The organism is Chryseobacterium sp. CCNWLW53 (assembly GCF_037083525.1).
Taxonomy (GTDB): Bacteria; Bacteroidota; Bacteroidia; order Flavobacteriales; family Weeksellaceae; genus Chryseobacterium; species Chryseobacterium lathyri.
Genome location: NZ_JBAOJR010000001.1, coordinates 929,833 through 953,133 on the forward strand (window position 1 = coordinate 929,833; position 23,301 = coordinate 953,133).

Below are 23,301 nucleotides of genomic sequence, written 5' to 3' on the forward strand. Positions count from 1 at the left end.
GGATACGAAGATCTAATGTACATAATTTTTGCGGTATATTCCGGGATTCTATGAATATTATAAACTTTCTCTCCTATTATTTAAGTATGTCAGGCAAAAAAACAATCATATGAATAAAAAATATTCTGATCCAGCATTTCGGTGAATTTAAAAGTAATCTTATGGAATATTCAGGTATTTATGAGTCTGAACCGAAGCCTGCCATTCCGGATGGGCTAAAATAAAATCAGTGATCTTTGGGTACATTTCATCACGCTTGCTCCATTCGCTCTGCATATACAGTTTGCAATTTTCAGAAACCTTTGCCGCCTGTTCCTGAGCAAAAGTAAAGTCATGCTGATTGAAGATGATCACTTTAAGTTCACTTGCTTTTTCGTAGATCTCTTCTTTCGGAAGTCCTGTTTTCTTAGGCGAAAGGGTAATCCAGTCGATCTGCCCACTTAGAGGATAAGCTCCTGAGGTTTCAATATGGATAGTGCATCCCAGTTCTTTTAGCTTTGACGTTAAGATATCTAAATTCCACATCAACGGTTCACCGCCGGTTAAAACAATTGTTTTACTGTGCTTTGCAGCAGTTTCTGCAATTTCCTCTGCATTCATCAATGGATGAAGGTTCGGATCCCAGCTCTCTTTTACATCACACCAATGACATCCGACGTCGCAGCCTCCCAATCTGATGAAATAAGATGCCTTTCCGGTGTGTGCCCCTTCTCCCTGTAAAGTGTAAAAATGCTCCATTACAGGGAGCATTTTACCTTCTTTTAATAAAATATCTTCTTCTTTGTTCATTTTAAAATTAGTCGTTATAGACTGAAGTTTTGTAAGCGATGATGGTATTTTTCATCAGCATGGCTCTGGTCATAGGGCCTACTCCTCCAGGTACGGGCGTGATCCAGCTTGCTTTAGCTGCACAGCTGTCAAAATCTACATCACCTGCAAGGTAGTATCCCTTTGGAGAGTCATCGTCTACTCTTGTAATACCCACATCCACGATTACTGCACCGTCTTTGATCATATCTCCTTTTAAGAAATGAGGATCACCTAATGCGGTAATAACGATGTCTGCTTTTTTTGTGTATTCTTCGATGTCTTTTGTATAAGAGTGTGTTAAAGTCACGGTAGAGTTACCCGGGAAATCTTTTCTTCCCATCAGGATGCTCATAGGTCTTCCTACGATCTTGCTTCTTCCGATAATTACACAGTCTTTTCCTTTGGTTTCAATATTATATCTTTCCAGTAATGTCAGGATCCCAAAAGGAGTAGCGGGCAGGAAAGTGTCCATTTCCAATGCCATTTTCCCAAAATTTTCAGGATGGAAACCGTCTACGTCTTTTCTTGGATCAATCGCCAAAATGATTTTTTCCTGATCGATCTGGTCCGGTAAAGGAAGCTGTACGATGAAACCGTCTACCTCCTTAGATTTATTTAATTCATCAATTTTCTCCAGCAATTCAGACTCGGAAACGGTGCTCGGGAACTTTAAAAGTGAAGAACGGAATCCTACTTCCTCACAGTCTTTTACTTTGCTGTTTACATACGCCTTGCTTGCCCCGTTGTTTCCTACAAGAATAGCTACCAGATGGGGTGCTCTTTTCTTGCCTTCAAGGATTTTTTCTACTTCCACCTTGATTTCTGCCTTTATTTCTTTGGATACTTTAAGTCCGTCAAGAATTTCTGCCATTTTTACTTTTTTTACTTTTTATTTAGATTTTATTGAATACAACAATATCCTGGAATTCATCAGCTCCTTCCTTTTCTACATCGGTTCTCCAGAATCCTCCTTTTATGGTGGTCACTTTTAATCCTGCTTCTGCCGCCATCTTGTTCAGCAATGGGATGCTTACTGCAATATTGGCTGCGGTCACTTTATCATCCATGAGCCTGTAGCCTTCATACTGATGTGGAAATGGCATTGTACCATATTCTTTTTGGGTTTCATCATACAGAAAGAATGTAGCTAGACATTGTCCGTCGTTTTTCAACACTCTGCTGATTTCACTAAGATATCTTTTGATCTCTGGTATCTGCATATGCGTGAAAACCGAGAATAGAAATACCTTATCAAACTGTGATTCATCATAAGGAAATGTAAAACTCTCTGCTTTTTGGCTGAAAGTATTGTACAGGTCATTATAAATCGGGGTAAACTGAAATTTAAAATTCGGATGTTTTTTTCCGATGTGTTTATTACACCAGTTGATTCCCTTTTCTACGGCATCAAAACCGTCGTATGTTCCTTTATCAATGATGCCGGTAAGGGCTACTGCTGTTCTTCCGATCCCACATCCTACATCCAGAACATGGTCTGTATTTTGTAAGCCTATATATTTTTTAAGCGCATTTACCTGACGGATCCCATGAGGAATAAAGTCACTGCCCCCTACATAAATGTCTCCTTTTTTAGGTTCATTTTTTGATCTTTTCCCTGTAATTCCTTCATAAAAATCTATCGGAAAATAATAAATTTTCCGCCCCAGAAGCCTGAGGCCGGGAGGAAGCTTATAATAATATGACCGTAATGCAGACATCTGCTACTTGTTTCCTTTATAATAGTTAATCAATCCATTCGTAGAACTGTCGTGAGAGCTGATTGCTTCGTTGCTTTCAAGCTCAGGAAGGATCTTATTGGCTAAAACTTTTCCTAATTCCACCCCGAACTGATCGAAGCTGAAAATATTCCAGATCACCCCCTGAACAAAGATCTTATGCTCATACATGGCAATTAACTGTCCTAATGAAAAAGGAGTTAATTCCTTGAATAATATAGAGTTAGTAGGTGTGTTTCCATGGAAGACTTTATAGTTTAATAACTTATCAATTTCTTCATCGGATTTTCCTGCGTTTCTTAATTCTTCCTCTACTTCCTCTTCAGATTTTCCGAAGGCAAGTGCTTCAGTCTGTGCAAAAAAGTTAGCCAAAAGCTTAGGCTGGTGATCAGAAACTAAATTGCTGCTTTTTACATAAGCGATAAAATCTGCAGGAATAAGTTCAGTTCCCTGGTGAATTAGCTGGTAAAAAGCATGCTGGCCGTTTGTTCCGGGCTCACCCCAGATAATAGGTCCCGTTTCATATTCTACGAATTCTCCATTTCTGTCTACACATTTTCCGTTACTTTCCATATCTCCCTGCTGAAGATAAGCTGCAAATCTGTCCAGATATTGAGAATAAGGAAGTATTGCGTAGCTTGTCGCTGCGTAGAAATTACGGTACCAGATACCCAAAAGTCCCATTAATACCGGAACGTTTTCAGAGAAATCTGCAGTCTGAAAATGCTGATCGGTATCATTTGCACCTTTTAAAAGCTGCTCGAAATTGTCATAGCCAACTGCCAGAACAATACTCAGGCCGATAGCGCTCCAAAGAGAATATCTTCCGCCTACCCAGTCCCAGAATTCGAAGATGTTTTCTTCTGCAATTCCGAAATTTTTAACTGCTTCAACATTAGTGGATAAGGCAACGAAATGCTTAGCAACATCTTCTTCTTTTCCTGCTTTCAGGAACCAGTCTTTTGCAGAATTGGCATTCGTCATTGTTTCCTGAGTGGTAAAAGTCTTGGAAGCAATGATGAACAATGTAGTTTCAGGATTGAGGTTTTTAACAGTTTCAGCAATATGGTTACCGTCAACATTTGAAACGAAATGAACGTTTAATCTTGTTTTAAAATGCTTTAGAGCTGAACAAACCATTACGGGTCCAAGATCTGAACCTCCGATTCCGATATTGACCACATCAGTAATTTCTTTTCCGCTGAAGCCTTTGTGTTCTCCTGAAATGATTTTTTCAGAGAAAGCTTTCATGTGGTCAAGAACTCTTCTTATCTGAGGTTTAATATTTTCTCCGTCTACAATAATTTCTTTATCTGAGAAATCCCTTAAGGCTGTATGTAATACAGCTCTTCCTTCTGTTTCATTGATCTTGTCACCGGAAAACATTTTAGAAATAGCATCTTTCAGCTGGCATTCATCTGCCAATTGAAGTAAAAGCTCTTTCGTTCTTGCATCGATAAGGTTTTTAGAATAATCAAAAAGGAAATTGTCTTTCTGTAGAGAGAATTCTTTAAAACGGTCAGGATTATACTGGAAAAGGCTTCTCAGATCAAAGTCGTTGCCTGCAAAATGTTCGTCAAGAGCTTTCCAGCTGGTGGTTTGTATAGGATTTATTTTTGATAGCATATTTTTAGAAATTATATAGGTTCAGAAAGTAAGAGGCAGGATTAAATGTTTAAAATCCTTATCATTTTATTTCTGATGTGCAAATTTAAGGAAAAATAAAACCTCAGATAAATTTGAACGCGATAAATAACAATTTTTTAAAAAGAAAACCTCAGAACAAGTCTGAGGTTTCATGGTTATTGTTTTGTAAAAGATGGATCAGAAAAACTATTCGTCCGTTTCGTTAAGTATATTTTCCAAACGTTTGGCGTGGCGTCCGTAAAAGTATTGAGTCCATAAAACAATGCTGGCTACAATCGCTACGGTTCCGAGAAGTACAATCAGGATAAAAGCCCGCTGATAAGAATCTGCAAAACTTTCTAAAGGCATTCCTTTTTTCTGAAATATATTGTAAAACTCCAATCCTAAAGTGATCATAAAGTGGGGAAGAAGTAGAAATCCGAAAGACTGGTATCTTTCCATGTTCAGCTTCAGTTCGTGGTATATTTTCCAGAGGCTGTTTTTGGTGTTTCCGGTATACAGTTCGGTTTGCTTATAAAATTTATAGAATCCGAACAGATAGTAAGAAGATATGACCACAAGCATCGCATAGGATGTATAATAAATAACATACTGCGATGAAGGGAAATCCAGCTGTTGCGGAAAGAATGCAATAAGAATAACGGCAATGATCTGCATTGGGAATTCCGATTTCATGCTTTTCTGGATCTTTTCGATAGGATGCTTGCTTTTCTTTAACTGTTCTATGGTATTGGGAATGTTGACGTTTTCACCGTCTTCATTATTCCACTGTTCTTTTAATTGATCAAAATTCATAGCCTGATTTTTTTATGATTTGCTGTATTTTTTCTTTGGTTCTGTTGAGTTTTACACGGGCATTACCTTCGCTTAGGCCAAGGTTATCACCAATTTCTTTATGAGACATGCCTTCCATGAAATAGAATATAATAGCTTTTTCAAGCGCTTTAAGTTCCTGGACCGCAGTGTAGAAAACTTCCAGCTGCCGGTCCTTTGAAGGGTTATAGTCTTCATTCTGGACTTCAAAATGATGGGGTACATCCGTTTGGTTATCCGTCCGTTTTTTTTCTTTTTTTAAATAAGTAATAGCGGTATTAATCGCGACCCGGTACATCCACGTAGAGAACTCACTGTTGCCTTTGAAGTTCTGGTAAGATTTCCAGAGCTGGATAAGGATTTCCTGCTGGAGGTCTTCCCGGTCTTCCAAAGAATCCGCATAGATCCGGGAGGCCTTATATAAAATACCTTTATGCTGATTGACGAGCTTTAAAAAATCGGTTTCAGTCTGGCTGCTCACAATAATTTCATGGTTTGGTTAGATGTTATAGGCTTGACACAGGTTTTACAGTATATCCTTTGGATCTTAAAAGCTGGATAATTCCGTTTTCTCCCATCAGATGAGCACCTCCTACTGCAAAGAAAGCACTTTCTTTTTTCATCATCTCAGGCATTTTTTCTGCCCAGTTTTTATTTCTGTCTGTAAGCATGGCTTTTTCCTGTTCGGCATTCATCATTTTATCATCTTTAAAAAGGGTATAAAGGGACTGTACATCTTCTTTTTTAAAGGCAGTGATCATTTTCTTAAGCAGGATTTCATATTCCTTTCCCATTTTTAACTGTTGAATGACTGCTTTCAGATCGTAGGCTTTATTGATTGAAGTCATCTGGTCCTCTACTTTTTCCAGCCCGAAGACTTTCTTTTTACTTTTCAGCGCATTTTTGAGGAGTTCTATTTCATACAGCTTTACTTCAGTTTGTGGACACGGTATAGCTTTCATCGAAATTAGTGCATACAATGCCTGTGAGCTGGAATTGTCCATCTTCTTAAAATCTGTTCCGTAGTCCGCGAGGATTTTATCCAGCTCTTTTGCTTCTTCAGGAGTAAGCTGATCCGATAGTTTTTTATCCGTCTGATACATTTTCTGCATGGCTGTCATTTCAGCGGGATCTGTATAATTGATTTCCATCACAAGATTATCAGATTTTTCAAGGGCTTTCATCACTTTCGGTTTGATCTCAAAATCCTGGCTGCACATAATATGACAGGTTCCTGCAATATAAGAAGGTTGGATAAGACCGTTTCCGGAAACTTCCCAAAGTGTACTGTTTTCCGCGTTGGTATTTTGAGCTTTTACCGTCATAATGGTTGCCGATAATAATGCTGCGAACCCAAGTTTTACTAAATTTTTCATATGATTAAAGTTTTTTTATTATTCATTCTTTAAACAGTAGGTAAGGGCAAGATAATGATCGTTACAGTTTTTTTTGAAAAAAATAAAAACCTCCCGTGAAGGAGGTCTGTAAAATCTAAAATTATGATGATAACCAGCTGGTTAGGATTGCTTTTGTTATTCCTGAATTTTTGTGCGTTCCGGTTTTGTCAGTTTTCTTTTTCTTAAAAAGTATACAACGGTGACTAAGATTAATAAAAGTGGCCATATGGTGATAAGTCCCACTGCGATCTTTTGAATCAGGTAAAATCCTTCTACAAAAGCATTTTTAGCGTCATATATGAAGTTAAACTTATATTTATTATCAATATTTCTGGTATTGGTTACTGCGATTTCTGCAATACGGAGTTTAGGCTCTTTAATGTAAATATCTATCGTGCTGTATTTAATGTTGTCGGTGGTATCCATATTGGCAAGCTGCTGCAGATTTCCTTCCGCCATATTGTCGTTGTCCAGCTGTACTTTGTCTTTATTTGTTTTCAGCTGATCGATATTTTCGCCTGTCTTTTTAATTCTTTTGCCTTCCATTTCTGCATATTTGATGTTGGAGGTTACATCTTCGGCATTGATCGTTCTGGAGTTTAGGAAAAGTTTTTTATCATTAATTTTCACAAGCAATTCACCAAGTTTTTCCGTCGGAACGCGTACCTGCATCGTATTTTCTGTCTGGTACTTTTTGATCAGCATCGCGTCATTATCGGAAGTATTATAGGCCTCCTGTGAGATCACATTGCTCTGAAGATTGCTGTGGGCTACAAATCCTCCGAGATCCTGAACTGTTTTTTCAATGGAAACGGTTGCTTCATAGACATCCTTGACTTCCATATTTACGTCAGCTGTTTTAATGAACTGTTTGTCCTTTACCGTCATAGTGGCTACAGAGGAAACGCTGTCTGTAACTACGGCAACAGCAGAATCTGTAGCATAGCTTTCAGTGGAGACGGCTTCTCCTTTTTTACATGAATAGATTCCTGATAAAAGAATTGCTGACAGGGATAATTTAATGTAGGTCGTTTTCATAGCGTTGATTTTTGTGGGTTTTCTTAGGTCAAAGTTCAGGCAGGATCTATTGTAATATTTGAAAATCAATCGCAAAAAGTTTGTAAAGAAATATTCAGTTTTAATTTGCTGTGAATGAGTGTTTTGTAAAATGAGACCTCATAGAATGACTTGTTTTCGGAGCAGTTTTTGCTTAACTTTTACAAATCAATCCCACAAAACATTACTATGTCAAATACTTTTTCCAAAATCAGAAACGCGATAGAATTATTCAGATCTATAGATTTTGACCAGCTGAGTGCTATTTCTCAAAAAGTTGATCTGCCTAAGCTAATGCAGAATTTCTCCAAGCTGGATGATAAACAGCTGAACGGAATGATGAAAATGCTTGATCCCAATAAGAAAAAACGGGAGCTTCCTCCCGTTGATGGTGATTTTTACGACATCTACCATACGCTTACTCCGGAACAACGGGAGATTCAACTTAAAGTAAGAGCGTTTATGGAAAAAGAAGTGAAACCTTTGGTCAATCATTATTGGCTGAGGGATGAATTTCCTTTTGAACTCATTCCGAAATTTCAGAAACTGAATATCTGTGGTGTAACCTATGAAGGGTATGGCTGTCCGGGAATGCCTTTTCTGATGGAAGGTGTCATTGCCATGGAAATGGCGAGAATTGATGCCTCTATTGCTACATTTTTTGGTGTGCAGTCAGGGCTGGCGATGGGATCTATTTACATCTGCGGATCAGAGGAACAGAAACAGAAATGGCTCCCCCAGATGCAGAAATTCGAAAAAATAGGTGCTTTTGGCCTCACCGAGCCTGAAGTAGGGTCCGGAGCAGCAGGCGGTCTTACTGTTATCTGTAAAAAAACAGAGCAGGGTTGGATTCTCAATGGACAAAAGAAATGGATCGGGAATGCAACATTTGCTGATCTTGTCATTATCTGGGCAAGAGATCTGGACAGCGGTGAAGTGAAGGGCTTCATTGTGGAAAAAGATAATCCGGGCTATTCCGTAGAAAAGATAAAAGGGAAAATGGCATTAAGGATCGTTCAAAACGGATTAATCACTTTAACTGATTGCCTGGTTACCGAAGAAAACCGCCTCCAGAATGCAAATTCATTTAAAGATACCGGAAAAGTTCTGCGTATGACCAGGGCAGGAGTGGCATGGATGGCTACTGGCTGTGCAAGAGGGGCCTATGAAAGTGCACTACAGTATACCAGAACCAGAGAACAGTTCGGAAAACCTATTGCTTCATTCCAGATGATCCAGGGACATCTTGTGGAAATGCTTTCCAACCTTACTGCCATGCAGACTATGGTCTTCCGGCTTTCGGAAATGCAGGATGAAGGAATTTTAAAGGATGAACATGCGTCCCTGGCCAAAGTTTTCTGTACTTTGAGAACCAGAGATATTGTTTCCAGGGCGAGAGAAGTGATGGGTGGAAACGGTATTCTTCTTGAGTATGACGTGGCAAGATTTGTGGCAGATGCCGAAGCCATTTATTCTTACGAAGGAACAAAAGAAATCAATTCACTGATTGTAGGAAGATCAATTACAGGATTCAGTGCATTTGTATAGATTCTTAATGTGAATGGTGAATTGTCATTACTGAGTATCGCAGGATGTAAAATTGACAGCGAAGCTAATTGACAATTCACCATTCATCAATAATTTCTAGCTAATCAAAGCCTTATATTTCTCCCTGTTATCAATAATCATCCAAAGATTAATCAGGAACAGAGCTCCTGCGATGGACATTCCCATGGTAGATTTGTCTATTGTAAATACGTGAACCACAATTCCCACCATTACGGGTAAAATGACAATGGCTCCTAATGCTCTTGTTTTTGGGAAAATAAATAATAGCCCGCCAACAACTTCTACAATTCCCACCAAAGGCATCAGCCAGTGAATTTCTCCAAATGCGGCAAAAAGTTTCATTTGCTCAGGCGTTGGCTTTTCCATTGGCATATAATTAAAGAATTTGTTTAATCCGGCATTGATAAACATAAGCCCAAAAAGAAGGGCAAAGATAAATTTTACGATTTTCATAATTGTTGATTTTATATCAAATGTAAAACAAAAATGCTATTCGTAAGTCTGTTTTTATTAAAATTTGTTAATATTTCAGATTTATCCCTATGTTTGGAATAATTTCTAATTTCATTTAATATATTTGTTATACAAATCAAAACTAAACAATCGTATTATGCTGAAAAATCTTCAAAAATTAAATCGTGAGAGTTTAAAGAAAGTTCATGGCGGAGGAAAACCTCCTATCTGTGATATAGGACCGGAAGGCTGCCCATGTATTATTCCGCCGGGAGACCCGTGTTTAGGTGGTCCAGGTGGTGGTGGCGACGATTTGGGATATTGTCCTGATAGCCATGCATATATTCCGTGTAACCAGACCTGTCCAAGCGGAATGAGCCCATTGTGCGCACTATAAGATCAACTCTAGGAGCTGTCTCAATGGAGGCAGCTTTTTTTATTTGTAATAACTCATTGTCAATGGTCAATCCATTTCCTTCAATGTGATATTCTTAGAAATCTTGTAGCTCTTTTTCTTTTTATTCGGCTTTTCTTCTTCCCCGAGCAGCTTGCCCCATGGCTTTAAGCCGTCTACTCTTTCAAAAATAATTTTAATGATTGCAATAGCCGGAATGCAGAGGAACATTCCTGCGATCCCCCAAAGATGTTCGCCTAAAATAATTCCGATGAAGGAAAACAGAGCATTGATCTTTACTTTTGAACCTACAACAAACGGAAGGACAATATTTCCGTCAATGATATGTATGGCAATATATCCGATTGCTACGTATACACAGGTAGAAGGGGCGCCTGTTGCAAAGGCAATAAAACATGATATTAAGAGGGAGATACATATTCCCAGATAAGGAATTACATTTAATAAGCCTGTCAAAATAGCCAGAAGTATGGCATATTTTATTCCTAAAACAGTAAGAAGGATGGTGCAGAGCATTGAAACAATCAAAACCTGCAGACAAAGCCCGAAAATATATTTTTTCGTCATGACTCTGATCTCGTTAACCACTTCCTGCACACTTGCTTTATGTTTTTCGTTAAAAACGGTTACAATGAAATTATTAAGAACCCTTCTGTAATTTAAAATAAAAATAAAGAACAAGGTGAAAAATACGATAAAGCCAAAACCGCTTGAAAATATCCCGAAAGTAAAGCCAAGGATTACTCCCGAGGAAGAAAGCAGCTTATTCAAGCCCTGGTTAATATAATCCAGCTGCTCATCTATCTTTACATTGAAGGTTTTTGAAATCCAGTGCTGCAGATTACTGAAAACAGTCGTCACCTGATCCCTTAGGTGGGGAATGTCTTTGCTGAAATCAGAAAGTTGTGATCCGAAAAAATAAATAAGCCCGGATAAGATAGCCAGCATCACAAAAACCGAAGTCATCGTTGATATGGATCTTGGAAATCTTAATTTTCTTTCCATGAAAGTGGCGGCGGGAAGAAAGAGCATGGCCATTAAAAAAGCTAAGAAGAAAGGGGCTAATATGCTCTGCCCGAGTGCCAGCAGGTAACCCAAGCCAATGATGGAAATAACTACAAGCGTAAGGTTAACAAGAAAAGGAAGTCGAAGAAAATTCATAATTTTTCAAATCTGTTGCATAAAAATAAGAAAACCCGTCTAATTAAAGACGTGTTTTGGTTTAATTAACATAATTCTTTTTGAAAGAGAAGCCATAGGACAGTGTCGTGTGGTACGTGTTTTTTTAAAATTAATCTCAATTATTTTTTTGTGCTTTTGTAGCTGAACTTAATGACAAAAAACGCACCTCAAATATAATCTGAGATGCGTTTCCTTATTGAGAGTTGATATGTTCTGAATTATTTTTCGATCGCAAAGTCGACTACTTCCTCCATTCTGTTCACATAATGTACAGTCAGGTTTTTCAAATAATCTTTTTTGATCTCTTCCACATCTTTTCTGTTCGCTTCACAAAGAATTACCTCTTTTATTCCTGCTCTCGTGGCTGCAAGAAGCTTTTCTTTGATTCCGCCTACAGGAAGTACTTTTCCTCTTAACGTAATTTCACCCGTCATCGCAAGATGAGGTTTTACTTTCTTATTTTTGAATGAAGAAACCATTGACGTTAGCATAGCAATACCTGCAGACGGCCCGTCTTTCGGTGTTGCCCCTTCCGGGACGTGAACGTGGATGTTTTTCTTATCCAGCTCTTCCTGCGCTATTCCAAGCTCGTCATGTTTAGCTTTGATATATTCCAAGGCGATGGTTGCAGATTCTTTCATAACGGTACCCAGGTTTCCGGTCATGGTAAGACCTCCTTTTCCATTACTTAAAATACTTTCAATGTATAAAATATCTCCGCCCACACTGGTCCATGCAAGACCTGTAACTACACCAGGTACCCCGGTGATTTCAGACAGGCTTTTCGGTCTTGGAACACCAAGAATCTCATCTATTTTTTCAATAGTGATCCTTGGGTCATATTCTTTCATTAAAGCAGTCTGAAGGGCAACCCATCTTGCAATGGATGCAATCCTTTTTTCCAGGGTTCTTACACCGCTTTCTGAAGTGTGTGCTTCAATGATATGTTTAAGTTCAGAATTTCCGAGTTTGAATGATTTTGCATCCAAACCGTTTTCTTCCTGCTGCTTTTTGATCAAATGTCTCTTTGCAATCTCTGTTTTTTCCTCCATCGTATATCCGGCGATCTGAATGATCTCCGTCCTGTCTAACAATGGCGTCTGGATCGTAGACAGTGAATTTGCCGTAGCGATAAACATCACTTTGGACAAATCGTAGCCCATTTCCAGGAAATTGTCATAGAAAGATTTATTCTGCTCAGGATCAAGAACTTCCAAAAGGGCAGAGCTTGGGTCACCGTGAAGCCCCTGAGCGATTTTGTCAATTTCATCAAGAACGATTACCGGATTGGAAGTGCCTGCTTTTTTGATAGATTGCAGGATTCTTCCTGCCATGGCTCCAATATATGTTTTTCTGTGTCCACGGATTTCACTTTCGTCATGAAGTCCACCCAGAGATAATCTTACATATTTTCTTCCCAGGGCATCAGCAACCGATTTTCCTAAAGATGTTTTTCCTACTCCCGGAGGCCCTACAAGTAAAAGAATAGGGGATTTCATGTTGTTTTTTAGCTTTAAAACAGCCATGTGCTCCAGAATTCTTTTCTTAATATCTTCCAGTCCGAAATGAGCTTTGTCTAAAGTTTTTTCAGCCTTGGCAATATCAAAAACATCTTTTGTATAGGTTTCCCACGGAAGATCTGTGAAGAAATCAAGATAATTTCTCTGAACGTTATAGTCCGGCGAATTCGGGTTTTGGCGCTGCAGTCTGCTGATCTCTTTCTGGAAATGATCTTCCACTTCCTGATTCCACTTTTTTCTTCTTGCCTTATTGATAAGATCCTCGACATCGCTTTCCGGGCCGCCTCCCAGTTCATCCTGAATGGTTCTGATCTGCTGATTCAGAAAATATTCTCTCTGCTGTTTGTCAAGATCCTTTGATGTTTTCTGATGAATCTGGTTTCTCAGTTCCAGTTTTCTGAAATCCTCATGCATCATCTCATAGCACTTGTTGGCCCTTTCCATAAGGCTTTTCTCCTCAAGCAGCTTTTGTTTTTCCGTAGAAGGAAAGCTTGCATTAGTGCAGATGAAATTCAGAAGATCATCATTATTATTGATGTTTTTGATGGCGAAATTGGCCGCATTTGGAATATTAGGGTCCAGCTCGATTATTTTCAAGGCTAAATCTTTGATATTCTCAAGTAAAGCCTCATATTCTTCCTTATTTTTTGGCCTGGAATCTTTCAGTTTTGTGATTTCAGCTTTGAAATAAGGCCGGCTTTCTACGATTCTTTTTATTTTAAATCTGTGGAAACCTTTAGTAATAGCTGTAATATTGCCTTCAGGAAGTTTGATGATTTTGATGATCTTTGCCAATGTACCGGTCTGGTACATATCTTTCTCGGCTGGTTGCTCCAAATCTGAGTTTTTCTGGCTCACGATTCCAATGAACTCGCCATTTTTCTGTGCCTCTTCAAGAAGCTGTATCGATGTTTTTCTTCCTGCAGTAATAGGAATTACCACATTCGGAAACATGACCATATTTCTTACGGGAAGTATAGGGAATATTCTCTGTTCGGAATTTTTATCAGTCTCCGAAAAGTCTGAAAGATTGATCTCCTCGGCTACAATGTCAAACCCATCGCTGATCATTTCCTCTAAACTAATATCTTCAAATTCTGTCATAGTTAATCAAATGACAAATTGTCATCTTCGTTTTAAATCGTTAAAATGATATTTTACAATATGCGCTGAAAACGTGCAGCGTATTATAGTTCTCTAAATTGCACAATACCTATGCCATTTGTTTTTTGCTAAAAAATATGGTCAAAATTTCCTTTTTTTAGTAATCTTTCATTTTAAAAATTAAAATAAAGGAGTTCTGCTTCTCTAATTTCTTAAAAATGTGTATTTTCGCAAACTGATAAAAAACTATAATATATAAAATGGCAATTTTAGGACAGATTAGGAGTAAGCCTTGGCTTTTGATGGGAGTGATCGCATTGGCGCTTTTAGCGTTTCTGGTAAATCCCGACAGCATCGACAAGGTTTTTGGAAAAAATCCTGATGTTTTAGGAAAAGTAAACGGTGAGAAAGTCACCCGCGAAGAGTTCAATGATCAGCTTTTCGTACTGCAGCAGCAGGCTGAGCAACAGGGCCGTCCAAAAACGGGACTTGAAGAGCAGGCTTGGCAGTTACTTGTACAATCTAAACTTATCAAACAACAATTTGAGAAATTGGGCTTTGAAATGACTGATGATTATTTCTGGAATCAGATCCAGTATGATCAGATGTTCGCTCAAAACCAACAGTTCTTTGATGAGAAAGGTAATTTTAAAACTCAAGAGCTTAAAAAAGAAATTGAAACATTAAAGAACACCAACCCGGAAGGCTACAACCAATGGCTGAAGACCAGAAAAACTGTGGAATACAGACTGATGGCAAGACAGGTGTTTACTAATATTTCAGCGGGAATCACTACTGGCAAGAAAGAAGCTGAAGAGCTTATGAAGCAGAGAGACCAGCTGGCTGATATCGACTTTGTAAAGATCGACTATGCAGCATACCTTCAAAAAACGAAAATTAACGTTACTACGGCAGACCTTGAAAACTATATCAAGCAACACCCTGTCATGTTTAAAGCGGAGCCAAGCAGAAACATCGGGATTGTATATTTCCCTTCTAAGCCTAGCCCGGCAGATGATGCAGCGGCTCAGAAAGAGATCAATAAGCTTTTCTCAGGTGGTACTGATGCAAGCGGAGGAACAGAGAACTTCCAGAATACAAAGAACGACTCTATGTTCGTGATGGCTAATTCTGATATGCCTTTCAACAATCAATATTCAGCGCCTGCCCAATTGCCTCAGACAATTCAGGGACAAATTGCAACTGCAGCTATCGGACAGACTTTCGGGCCCTACAAAGAACAAAATTTCTATGTAGTGTCGAAACTTTTGGATAAAAAGACTTCAGATTCTACATTGTCAAGACATATTCTTATCGCTTTCAAAGGAAGCCCTGCAGGACAAGGTGTAACAAGATCTAAGGAGCAGGCTAAGAAATTGGCAGACTCTATCGGAGCTATTGTGAAGGCTACTCCTGCTAAATTTACGGAATTCCTGAAACTTTCTAACGATCCTAACTCTGCAGCACAAGGTGGAAGTTTAGGCTGGACAACTCCGGAAACACCTTTCGTTCCTGAGTTCCTTACCTATCTGGCAAATAACCCTAAAGGCGCTACAGGAGTGGTAGAAACACAATTCGGATACCATATCATCAATATTGAAGATAAAAAAGCCGGAGCAATGAGCTATAAGGTAGCTAACCTTGTAAAAGAAGTTAAACCTTCAGATGCTACAGAAGCCGAATCTGATAAAAAAGCAAGAAGATTCATTCAGCAGGTTCAGGGGAAATCTTTCAACGATTTCGTGAATATTGCTAAAAAAGGAAACTATCAGTTCTCTAATCCTAAAGCCGCTAAAAGATTCGACGGGCAGCTTCAGGGACTTGGGACAGATAAAGACGGAGAAATCCTGGCATGGGCATTCGATAAGAAAAGAACGAAGGGAGATACAGAATTCTTTACTGTAGAAGGTACAGGAGATAAAATCGTAGCATATCTTAACGGAAAACAGGAAGCAGGTCTTGCAGATCCTGAATCTGTAAGAGATCAGATCGAGGTGGTTGTTAAAAATAAATTGGCGGCTAAACAGATCTCTGATAAAATTGCCGGAGCTAAAGCTTCAAGCTTAGACCAGATCGCAAAACTGTTTGCTTCAACAAAACAATCTGCTCAGGTTAATATGCTTAACCCTTCAGTAGCCGGTGCTATGGAGCCTAAAGTTGCAGGTGCAGCTTTTGGAGTTGCAAAAGGTAAGCTTTCTAACCCTATTGAAGGCGGAACAGGAGTTTATGTATTGATCAAAAAATCAGAAACAGTGAACAAGCAGCCGGGTGACCTTAAGCAGTTTACAGAATCTATTACCCAGAGAAGTGCAAGTATGTTCGGACAGGCTTGGATGAAGAGTCTTCAGGATAATGCAGATATCAAAGATTACAGAATTGAAATCTGGAACAAGCTGGGAAATCAGCAACAGTAAGATTTTAAATTTACAGATATAAAAGCGGCAGAATTTTCTGCCGCTTTTTTGTATTTAACGCAGAACAATAAAGAAAAAGATTAATTTAAAATGTGTTATATTTGCTCATTAGAAAAAATTTAGCAAGTGAAGTTCAGTAAAGAATTAAAAGCTGGTGTGATTGCACTTATAGCTATTGTAGGCTTTGTGGTGTTGTTTCAATTCATGAAAGGCAGAAGTCTTTTTACTACCGATAATATATTTTACGCAAAATACGATAATGTGGAAGGACTTGCGCAGTCATCTGCGGTTTCCATTAATGGTTTGAAAGTAGGTCAGGTTGATAAGATCATTCCTAGAACAGCAAAAGACGGAAAGATCAGTTTTGTGGTGAAAATTACGGTAGATGACAAATTCGAATTTTCCAAAAATTCAACCCTTGAAATCTTTGAACCAGGCCTGATGTCAGGAAAAGAAATGAGAGTAAACCTGATGTATGGAGGTCCAACTGCAAAAGACGGTGATACGCTTCAGGGATCTTTCAAACTGGGAACATTAGGAAGCCTTTCTTCTCAGGTAGGTCCTGTTAAAGATCAGTTGCAGACTGTTCTGTACAGAGTAGACTCTTTGATGGCGAATGCAAACCAAGTGGTCAATGCACAAAACAGAGAAGAAATCAGGGCGCTGCTTGCCAATCTTAATAAGACGGTAGGTGCTTTGCAGACTACAGCAGGAAGTGTAAATACTCTTGTGGGACATAACGATCCTAAACTTCAAAAAGTACTTGACGATGCAAGCCTTACCATGCAAAGTGGGAAGGTGACATTAGATAAATACGGGAACCTTGCAGAAAGCATTGATACTAAAAGGCTGAATGCGACAATTGCTAATTTGGATGCTACCGTAGGAAAACTTAACCAGGTAATAGCAGGTGTCGATAACGGACAGGGAAGCTTAGGGAAATTAATGAAGGACGAGCAGCTTTACAATAACCTGAACTCTGCTTCCACTAACCTGAATTCATTGATTGAAGACATGAAGGCAAACCCTAAGAGATACATCAATTTCTCAGTTTTCGGTAAGAATAATAAAGACTAATCACCTTATGCAGTACATTGATAACATTATTTTTCTGATCTTATTAATTGCGGGATTCGGGCTGTTTGCAAAAAGCCTGCAAAAGATTTATAGAAATATCAGGTTAGGAAGGGAAATCAATAGAAGTGACAGAAAAGCTGAGCGCTGGGAAACCATGGCCAGAGTGGCGATGGGCCAGAGCAAAATGGTAAAACGTCCTGTAGCAGGTATCCTCCATCTTTTTGTATATGTGGGTTTTGTTATTATCAACATTGAATTGATAGAAATTATTGTTGACGGAATCTTTGGAACCCACAGGTTTTTGGCTTCCATTTTTGGGAATAGTTTCTACAGCTTCTTCACAGCGACATTAGAAGTACTGGCTCTTTTAGTAATCATCGGAGTTGTTATTTTCTTTATCAGAAGAAATTTCTATGGCGTAAAAAGACTTAATATGAAAGAGCTTTTTGGCTGGCCTAAAAACGATGCCAACTGGATTCTGATCATAGAGTTTGCTCTAATGGTAGCTTTCTTCAGTATGAATGCCTCAGAATCTGTTTTGCAGGCTAGAAATGCAGAAGGTTTTCATCATATAGGTTCTTTCCCGATTAGCCAGATGCTTTTTGTTCCATTCTTAGAAGTATTTAGTTTTGACAATGGCTTCTTGGTTTTTGTTGAAAGATTTGCATGGTGGTTCCACTTTGTGGGGATTCTTTTCTTCATGAACTATCTTTATTACTCAAAACACCTTCATATTATTTTAGCTTTTCCAAGCACATGGTTTGCGAACCTTGAGAAAAAAGGAAAATTCAATAACCTGGATTCTGTCACCAAGGAGATCAAACTGATGATGGATCCTAACGCAGATCCTTATGCTGCACCGGCTGAAGGCGAAACAGCAGATGTTCCGTCTAAATTTGGAGCAGAAGATATATTTGATCTTAACCAGGTGCAGTTGCTTAATGCATACTCCTGTACAGAATGCGGAAGATGTACTGCCGTATGTCCGGCTAATATTACAGGTAAAAAACTTTCTCCGAGACTGATTCTGATGAAAACAAGAGACAGGATCGAAGAAGTAGGAAGAAATATAGACAAGAACGGAAAATTCGAAGACGACGGTAAGAAGCTTCTGAATGATTATATTACCAAAGAAGAGCTTTGGGCCTGTACCACATGTAATGCATGTACAGAAGCATGTCCGGTATTGCTGGATCCGCTTTCTATCATTTTCGAAATGAGAAGATTCCTTGTGATGGAGCAGTCCGCTGCCCCTCAGGAACTGAATCTGATGATGACGAATGTAGAAAACAATGCTGCTCCTTGGCAGTATAACCAGGCAGACCGTCTGAATTGGGCAAATGAGAATTAATGTAAAATAATGTAACAATGTAGCAATTCATTGGTAAACTGGTACATTGGCATATTCGTAAATTTGAGAAAATGGATTTCAATATAAAAACAATGGCAGAATATGCTGCCGAAGGAAAGACCCCGGAAGTTTTATTTTGGGTTGGATGTGCTGGAAGTTTTGACGACCGCGCCAAAAAAATTACAAAAGCATTTTGCAAGATATTAAACAAAATAGGAGTTGAATTTGCTGTACTTGGACAGGAAGAAAGCTGTACCGGGGATCCCGCAAAAAGAGCAGGAAACGAATTTGTTTTTCAGATGATGGCCCTTACTAATATTGAGGTCCTGAATGCTTATGAAGTGAAAAAGATCGTCACTGCCTGTCCTCACTGTTTCAATACCCTGAAAAATGAATATCCAAGCCTTGGAGGTCACTTTGAAGTCGTTCACCATACTCAGTTCCTTAAAACTTTGATGGAGGAAGGAAGGCTGAAGATAGAAGGAGGTGCCTTTAAAGGGAAAAAAATCACTTTCCATGATCCTTGCTACCTTGGAAGAGCCAACGACGAATATGAAGCTCCAAGAATGCTCCTTGAAAAACTGGATGCAGAACTTGTTGAAATGAAACGCTGCAAAACCAATGGTTTATGTTGTGGAGCAGGAGGTGCACAGATGTTTAAAGAACCAGAAAAAGGGAATAAAGACATCAATATCGAAAGAACGGAAGAAGCTTTGTCTTTCGAGCCAAAAGTCATTGCTACAGGATGCCCTTTCTGTAACACAATGATGACGGACGGTGTAAAACATTTTAATAAAAATACAGAAGTAGCTGTAAAAGATATTGTAGAACTTCTTGCAGAAGCTGAAGATCTGTAAGAACAGCAGAAAATAAGAAAAAACTCAGGCTTAGGTCTGGGTTTTTCTTTATCATAAAATCAGGAATATTTCTTAATTTTATACTTTAAAATTGACAGGATATGAAAATTGAAGAATCCAGCATAGTAGAAACCAGCGACTACAGAGTTATTATATACCCGGCATCCAGACCTTTTGAAACCAAAGAAGCTAAGGCCATTACCGAAAAGCTTTTCGATTTCCTGGCGACCTGGGCGGCACACGGAAAACCGCTTTCTTCATCCTTTAAAATTGAAAAAAATCAATTTATCGTGGTTTGCGTGGATGAAGAGAAAGAAATGGCTTCAGGCTGCAGTATTGATGCCTTAGGGAAGATCATGCGCGAAATTGATGAAGAATACCAGCTTGGACTTTTCGACAGGATGAAAGCCAGCTTTGTACAAGACGGGGAGGTAAAAACATTGAAGCTTCAGGATTTTAAATCTCAGCTGAGAAGCGGTGAACTGCCAAAAGACATTCAGGTTTTTGATTTCTCTAAAAATACATACCTGGACTTTTTAAGCCACTTTTTACTGCCATTGGAAAAAAGCTGGGCTGCAGGTATAGCTTAGGCGAATATAAAAATCAATCGATCAGAACTTTAGATTGAAGCCTTAGGCAGTTTTCTGTTGAAAACAGTCTTATAAAGTCTTCAATGTAAGGTTCTTTTGTTTAGTACCTCTGCTGGGGGCTACTGCAATAGAAACAGCTCTTATTCCACATTATCCTTGATTTGCATACCCAAAAGGATTACAGAATTTGCTCCTGCGGAAGTATTTAATCTGTCATTAATGAATTATTATACGTTGAACATTAATGGTATGCTAACTTCCTTTAACTATGCTGATATTTTTGGGAATTATTCGGATTAAAGATTGGAATTCACTAATTTTAACCATTATTTGAAGGTCGATTAATGACTTTACGTGAATATACATCTAGATAAAATTTTGGAAAGGAAAAAAATACTGTTTATCTCATCATGGTTTCCCAATAAAATAGAGCCTACGAATGGAAATTTTGTTCAGCGCCACGCTGAGGCTGTGGCAAAAATACATGATGTTGAAATAGTTCATGCCATTGGTGATTTTAATCAAAAGCAAAAGTTTCTGGAGGATGATCGGGTGATAAACGGTATCAGGACCTGTATTATTTATTATAAAAACTCAAAAAATCCTGTTCAGAATTTTTTACGGAGAATGCAGGCGTATAAAAAAGGCTATCATAAAATGCAGAAACCGGATTTGGTGCATGCCAATGTAATGCATAATTCTATGCTTTTTGCTGTTTATCTAAAGAAGAAATTTAAAATTCCGTTTGTAGTTACTGAACATTGGACAGCGTTGAGGGAAGTAAATCGTAATCGCACTCCTTTTATTACAAAATTGATTGCCAAAATCATTGGAAACGCTGCAGAGAAGATATTGCCTGTGAGCGGTGATTTAGAAAAAGGACTAAAGAAAATTGGTATAACCACTGAAATGAAAGTTATTCCCAATGTGGTTAATACTAACCTTTTTAAACCGGTAATGAAATCAGGTTCTGATTTTACATTTATCCATGTCTCCAATTTGATTCCCAGAAAGAACTCAGATAAAATATTAAAGGTTGCATTAAAGCTCTTGTCAAAAGGATATCGGTTTAATTTACAGTTGGGAGGTGATGGGAATATTGACACTTTGAAAGGCGAAGTAAAAAATGCAAAAGCTGAAGACAGAATAGAAATTTTTGGAATACAAACTATAGCCCAAGTTGCTGAGCGAATGCAAAAATCCGATTGTTTCATTCTTTTTAGCGATGACGAAAATCAGCCTTGTGTAATTGCAGAGGCATTTGCCTGTGGTCTTAAGGTGATATCAACAAATGTTGGTGGAATCAGCGAATTTTTTCCTGAAAATGCGGGCATTTTACTTCCAAAGGTAGATGAAGAACAGTTGTTTTCTGCAATGAGTCTAATTTTAGAAGAACCTAAAAATGAAAGTGTTTCTTTACTGTCTCAATATGCAAAAGATACTTTTTCAGAAGAAATTATTGGGCGGAAGTTTTCTGAAGTTTATGAAAATATTTGTAAAAATAAGAAGCCATGAAAAGCTTAAAAGATTTTTTGAGAAGCTTTTTTAATAATCAAGGGCATTACGTTTTTTTATCTTTCCTGATTGCTAAAATTTGTGGATTTGCAGGAAATTTATTGGTGATCAGGTTGCTTTCTGAAAATGAATTTGGAGTATTAAGTATTGCTCTTTCGGTACTTACCATTTTTATGCCGTTTACAGGTTTTGGAAGCGGACAGAGTTTAATGCGGTTCGGATCAATTTCAACTGACGAGACTGAAAAACGGAAAATTTCCTCCTACTTTTTTTTCAAAGGGCTGTTCTTTGAAATCTTGTTGATCATTTTATTTTTATGTGTTTCTCTTTTTTATTATAAAAAGTATGAAAATATCTTTATTATTTTCTGTTTTGGTGTGGTAAGATTGGCGGGATATTATTTTGTGAGCCATATTCAGGTTTTTTACCGGATTACGGGTAAGAACCGGATATTTGCAAAAGTTAATAATGTGGTTAATATCGGAGGATTGGTTTTAATTCTTATTCTCACTTATTTCTTTAAGTTTTATGGCTACCTGATTGCCATTGCCATCACACCATATCTTTCATTGTTTTGGCTGAACAAAGAGATTTATTCATTTCATCAGTTCATTCCTAAAAATTACAGGGAAATGTGGAGGTATGGTGCATTTACAGCGGCAACATCTCTTATTTCCGACACTATGTTCTCTCTAGACATTCTTTTGCTTGGGTTTTTAATGAATGAAACTGCTGTTGCCAATTACCGTGTTGCCATTCTGATACCGTCCAATATCACCTTTTTAGCCATTAGTTTTTTGCAAAGCGATTTACCATTGCTCTCTAAAAACTATCAGAATAAAACATTTTTAAAATCTTATGTAATTAATTTCCATAAAGTATTTATACCTGTTTGTATTGGTATATTTATTTTCTTTATGTTTTTTGATCGCTACATCTTAAAATATTTTTTCGGAACTGCATATATTGATAATTCGGAGTTACTGATGGTTTTATTAATAGGATTCAATATAGGAATGTTAACCAGAAATCTTTATGGGAATCTTCTTCCGGCAGTGGGTAAAGTAGAAATCAATACCTGGGTGGGCATAGCTTCTCTTATTTTCCTTGCAGTGGCTGCATATTTATTAATACCTGTATATGGAACTTTAGGGATGGGTATTGCCATGACATCAACAATACTTATATCAGGTTTGTTTTATCTTATTTTTTTCTTTTTGTATCTGAAGAAACTTCCTTAATTACAAATCTTTATTACCTTTGTCTTATGAAGAATTCGGGTTTTCGATTATTGTTTGTGCTTTTTGCGTTCGTTAGTTGTGGAAGCGATGACGATTCTTTACAGAGAATTGATCAGATTCTGAACATTTATGTAAAAAACAGTGCGGGACAGGATCTGCTGAATGCAAAAAAGACAGGTTCCTATTCTTCCTATGCGGTTAATGATGCTTTTGGTGTTGCGGACGTGGCTCCGGTATCTGTACCCCTTAAAGTAACTACAGACTCTATATACTACTTTGAATATTTAAGGGGAGCAAAAAGAAGAACACTGGACTCATTAAGCCCCGATAACAGAACATATCATTCTAAATTGGCATTCGCATTGAGCAGAACAGAGAACAATGTAGTGATAACTACTGTTGATTCAATGGAGATTAAATATCGTTGGACACCGTCGGTATTTCAGGTCTCGGAAGTTCGTTACAATAACCAAGTCGTATTTACCAAGACTGCAGATGCACCCAATGCTATAAATACCATTACTATCATAAAATAATTTAAATTTGCAAAACTG

Annotated in this window: 21 protein-coding genes; 10 read left to right on the top strand and 11 right to left on the bottom strand. The window is 38.1% G+C overall.

The annotated features are described in order from the left end of the window. Positions 1 to 159 precede the first annotated feature (159 nt). The 8 genes from V6R96_RS04380 to V6R96_RS04415 form a co-directional block, all read right to left on the bottom strand. Complete coding sequence (locus tag V6R96_RS04380) at positions 160 to 789, bottom strand: 7-carboxy-7-deazaguanine synthase QueE (RefSeq protein WP_336378114.1); 630 nt, start codon at positions 787 to 789, stop codon at positions 160 to 162. Between the two features lie 7 nt (positions 790 to 796). After that, positions 797 to 1,681, bottom strand: a complete 885-nt coding sequence (locus tag V6R96_RS04385; RefSeq protein ID WP_111958477.1) for a bifunctional 5,10-methylenetetrahydrofolate dehydrogenase/5,10-methenyltetrahydrofolate cyclohydrolase — start codon at positions 1,679 to 1,681, stop codon at positions 797 to 799. A gap of 22 nt (positions 1,682 to 1,703) precedes the next feature. Further along, the gene (locus V6R96_RS04390; RefSeq protein WP_336378115.1) at positions 1,704 to 2,528 is read right to left on the bottom strand and encodes a class I SAM-dependent methyltransferase; all 825 of its coding nucleotides are present in this window, start codon (positions 2,526 to 2,528) and stop codon (positions 1,704 to 1,706) included. A gap of 3 nt (positions 2,529 to 2,531) precedes the next feature. Next, complete coding sequence (gene pgi, locus V6R96_RS04395) at positions 2,532 to 4,172, bottom strand: glucose-6-phosphate isomerase (protein WP_336378116.1); 1,641 nt, start codon at positions 4,170 to 4,172, stop codon at positions 2,532 to 2,534. Between the two features lie 207 nt (positions 4,173 to 4,379). Continuing rightward, entirely contained in the window at positions 4,380 to 4,988 is a 609-nt protein-coding gene (locus tag V6R96_RS04400; RefSeq protein WP_111958483.1) for a hypothetical protein, read from the bottom strand. Further along, a complete protein-coding gene (locus tag V6R96_RS04405; RefSeq protein ID WP_111958485.1) occupies positions 4,978 to 5,487 on the bottom strand; it encodes an RNA polymerase sigma factor in 510 nt (169 codons plus the stop codon). Before V6R96_RS04405 ends, V6R96_RS04400 begins: the two co-directional genes overlap by 11 nt. Before the next feature lie 25 nt (positions 5,488 to 5,512). Next, positions 5,513 to 6,382, bottom strand: coding sequence for a TraB/GumN family protein (locus V6R96_RS04410; RefSeq protein ID WP_336378117.1), 870 nt, complete (start codon positions 6,380 to 6,382; stop codon positions 5,513 to 5,515). A 156-nt stretch (positions 6,383 to 6,538) separates the two neighbouring features. Then, the gene (locus V6R96_RS04415; RefSeq protein WP_336378118.1) at positions 6,539 to 7,441 is read right to left on the bottom strand and encodes a DUF4349 domain-containing protein; all 903 of its coding nucleotides are present in this window, start codon (positions 7,439 to 7,441) and stop codon (positions 6,539 to 6,541) included. A 207-nt stretch (positions 7,442 to 7,648) separates the two neighbouring features. On the opposite strand from V6R96_RS04415, the gene V6R96_RS04420 reads away from it, so the two are divergent. Further along, positions 7,649 to 9,007: an acyl-CoA dehydrogenase family protein gene (locus tag V6R96_RS04420; RefSeq protein WP_336378119.1), complete on the top strand. Its 1,359-nt coding sequence runs from the start codon at positions 7,649 to 7,651 to the stop codon at positions 9,005 to 9,007. A 96-nt stretch (positions 9,008 to 9,103) separates the two neighbouring features. On the opposite strand, the gene V6R96_RS04425 is transcribed toward V6R96_RS04420, so the two are convergent. Then, the gene (locus V6R96_RS04425; protein WP_111958493.1) at positions 9,104 to 9,481 is read right to left on the bottom strand and encodes a DoxX family protein; all 378 of its coding nucleotides are present in this window, start codon (positions 9,479 to 9,481) and stop codon (positions 9,104 to 9,106) included. Between the two features lie 157 nt (positions 9,482 to 9,638). On the opposite strand from V6R96_RS04425, the gene V6R96_RS20725 reads away from it, so the two are divergent. Continuing rightward, a complete protein-coding gene (locus tag V6R96_RS20725) occupies positions 9,639 to 9,878 on the top strand; it encodes a bacteriocin-like protein (RefSeq protein ID WP_111958495.1) in 240 nt (79 codons plus the stop codon). 66 nt (positions 9,879 to 9,944) lie between these two features. Here V6R96_RS20725 and V6R96_RS04430 read toward each other — a convergent pair whose 3' ends face one another. Beyond that, positions 9,945 to 11,057 carry an AI-2E family transporter gene (locus V6R96_RS04430; protein WP_111958497.1) on the bottom strand — a complete coding sequence of 371 codons (1,113 nt, stop codon included), beginning with the start codon at positions 11,055 to 11,057 and terminating at the stop codon, positions 9,945 to 9,947. 239 nt (positions 11,058 to 11,296) lie between these two features. Next, positions 11,297 to 13,702, bottom strand: coding sequence for an endopeptidase La (lon, locus tag V6R96_RS04435; protein ID WP_111958499.1), 2,406 nt, complete (start codon positions 13,700 to 13,702; stop codon positions 11,297 to 11,299). A gap of 260 nt (positions 13,703 to 13,962) precedes the next feature. Here lon and V6R96_RS04440 point away from each other — a divergent pair, with 260 nt between their 5' ends. From V6R96_RS04440 to V6R96_RS04475, 8 genes are all read left to right on the top strand, one after another. Then, on the top strand, positions 13,963 to 16,116 hold the full coding sequence (locus tag V6R96_RS04440) for a peptidylprolyl isomerase (RefSeq protein ID WP_336378120.1): 2,154 nt from the start codon (positions 13,963 to 13,965) through the stop codon (positions 16,114 to 16,116). A 126-nt stretch (positions 16,117 to 16,242) separates the two neighbouring features. Further along, a complete protein-coding gene (locus tag V6R96_RS04445) occupies positions 16,243 to 17,193 on the top strand; it encodes an MlaD family protein (protein WP_111958719.1) in 951 nt (316 codons plus the stop codon). A 7-nt stretch (positions 17,194 to 17,200) separates the two neighbouring features. Then, positions 17,201 to 18,544 carry a 4Fe-4S dicluster domain-containing protein gene (locus V6R96_RS04450; protein WP_336378121.1) on the top strand — a complete coding sequence of 448 codons (1,344 nt, stop codon included), beginning with the start codon at positions 17,201 to 17,203 and terminating at the stop codon, positions 18,542 to 18,544. A 71-nt stretch (positions 18,545 to 18,615) separates the two neighbouring features. Next, complete coding sequence (locus tag V6R96_RS04455) at positions 18,616 to 19,401, top strand: (Fe-S)-binding protein (protein WP_336378122.1); 786 nt, start codon at positions 18,616 to 18,618, stop codon at positions 19,399 to 19,401. 101 nt (positions 19,402 to 19,502) lie between these two features. Then, a complete protein-coding gene (locus V6R96_RS04460; protein WP_111958507.1) occupies positions 19,503 to 19,991 on the top strand; it encodes a hypothetical protein in 489 nt (162 codons plus the stop codon). Positions 19,992 to 20,369: 378 nt separating this feature from the next. Continuing rightward, positions 20,370 to 21,506, top strand: a complete 1,137-nt coding sequence (locus V6R96_RS04465) for a glycosyltransferase family 4 protein (RefSeq protein ID WP_336378123.1) — start codon at positions 20,370 to 20,372, stop codon at positions 21,504 to 21,506. After that, entirely contained in the window at positions 21,503 to 22,747 is a 1,245-nt protein-coding gene (locus V6R96_RS04470) for an oligosaccharide flippase family protein (protein ID WP_336378124.1), read from the top strand. Before V6R96_RS04465 ends, V6R96_RS04470 begins: the two co-directional genes overlap by 4 nt. A gap of 26 nt (positions 22,748 to 22,773) precedes the next feature. Then, a complete protein-coding gene (locus tag V6R96_RS04475; RefSeq protein ID WP_111958513.1) occupies positions 22,774 to 23,283 on the top strand; it encodes a hypothetical protein in 510 nt (169 codons plus the stop codon). The last annotated feature ends 18 nt before the right edge of the window (positions 23,284 to 23,301 follow it).

Excerpts from the sequence above, each read along its gene's own strand:
- V6R96_RS04380 (WP_336378114.1), bottom strand. The coding sequence starts at position 789 with ATGAACAAAGAAGAAGATATTTTATTAAAAGAAGGTAAAATGCTCCCT.
- V6R96_RS04385 (WP_111958477.1), bottom strand. The coding sequence starts at position 1,681 with ATGGCAGAAATTCTTGACGGACTTAAAGTATCCAAAGAAATAAAGGCA.
- V6R96_RS04390 (WP_336378115.1), bottom strand. The coding sequence starts at position 2,528 with ATGTCTGCATTACGGTCATATTATTATAAGCTTCCTCCCGGCCTCAGG.
- pgi (WP_336378116.1), bottom strand. The coding sequence starts at position 4,172 with ATGCTATCAAAAATAAATCCTATACAAACCACCAGCTGGAAAGCTCTT.
- V6R96_RS04400 (WP_111958483.1), bottom strand. The coding sequence starts at position 4,988 with ATGAATTTTGATCAATTAAAAGAACAGTGGAATAATGAAGACGGTGAA.
- V6R96_RS04410 (WP_336378117.1), bottom strand. The coding sequence starts at position 6,382 with ATGAAAAATTTAGTAAAACTTGGGTTCGCAGCATTATTATCGGCAACC.
- V6R96_RS04415 (WP_336378118.1), bottom strand. The coding sequence starts at position 7,441 with ATGAAAACGACCTACATTAAATTATCCCTGTCAGCAATTCTTTTATCA.
- V6R96_RS04420 (WP_336378119.1), top strand. The coding sequence starts at position 7,649 with ATGTCAAATACTTTTTCCAAAATCAGAAACGCGATAGAATTATTCAGA.
- V6R96_RS04425 (WP_111958493.1), bottom strand. The coding sequence starts at position 9,481 with ATGAAAATCGTAAAATTTATCTTTGCCCTTCTTTTTGGGCTTATGTTT.
- V6R96_RS20725 (WP_111958495.1), top strand. The coding sequence starts at position 9,639 with ATGCTGAAAAATCTTCAAAAATTAAATCGTGAGAGTTTAAAGAAAGTT.
- V6R96_RS04430 (WP_111958497.1), bottom strand. The coding sequence starts at position 11,057 with ATGAATTTTCTTCGACTTCCTTTTCTTGTTAACCTTACGCTTGTAGTT.
- lon (WP_111958499.1), bottom strand. The coding sequence starts at position 13,702 with ATGACAGAATTTGAAGATATTAGTTTAGAGGAAATGATCAGCGATGGG.
- V6R96_RS04440 (WP_336378120.1), top strand. The coding sequence starts at position 13,963 with ATGGCAATTTTAGGACAGATTAGGAGTAAGCCTTGGCTTTTGATGGGA.
- V6R96_RS04450 (WP_336378121.1), top strand. The coding sequence starts at position 17,201 with ATGCAGTACATTGATAACATTATTTTTCTGATCTTATTAATTGCGGGA.
- V6R96_RS04455 (WP_336378122.1), top strand. The coding sequence starts at position 18,616 with ATGGATTTCAATATAAAAACAATGGCAGAATATGCTGCCGAAGGAAAG.
- V6R96_RS04460 (WP_111958507.1), top strand. The coding sequence starts at position 19,503 with ATGAAAATTGAAGAATCCAGCATAGTAGAAACCAGCGACTACAGAGTT.
- V6R96_RS04470 (WP_336378124.1), top strand. The coding sequence starts at position 21,503 with ATGAAAAGCTTAAAAGATTTTTTGAGAAGCTTTTTTAATAATCAAGGG.
- V6R96_RS04475 (WP_111958513.1), top strand. The coding sequence starts at position 22,774 with ATGAAGAATTCGGGTTTTCGATTATTGTTTGTGCTTTTTGCGTTCGTT.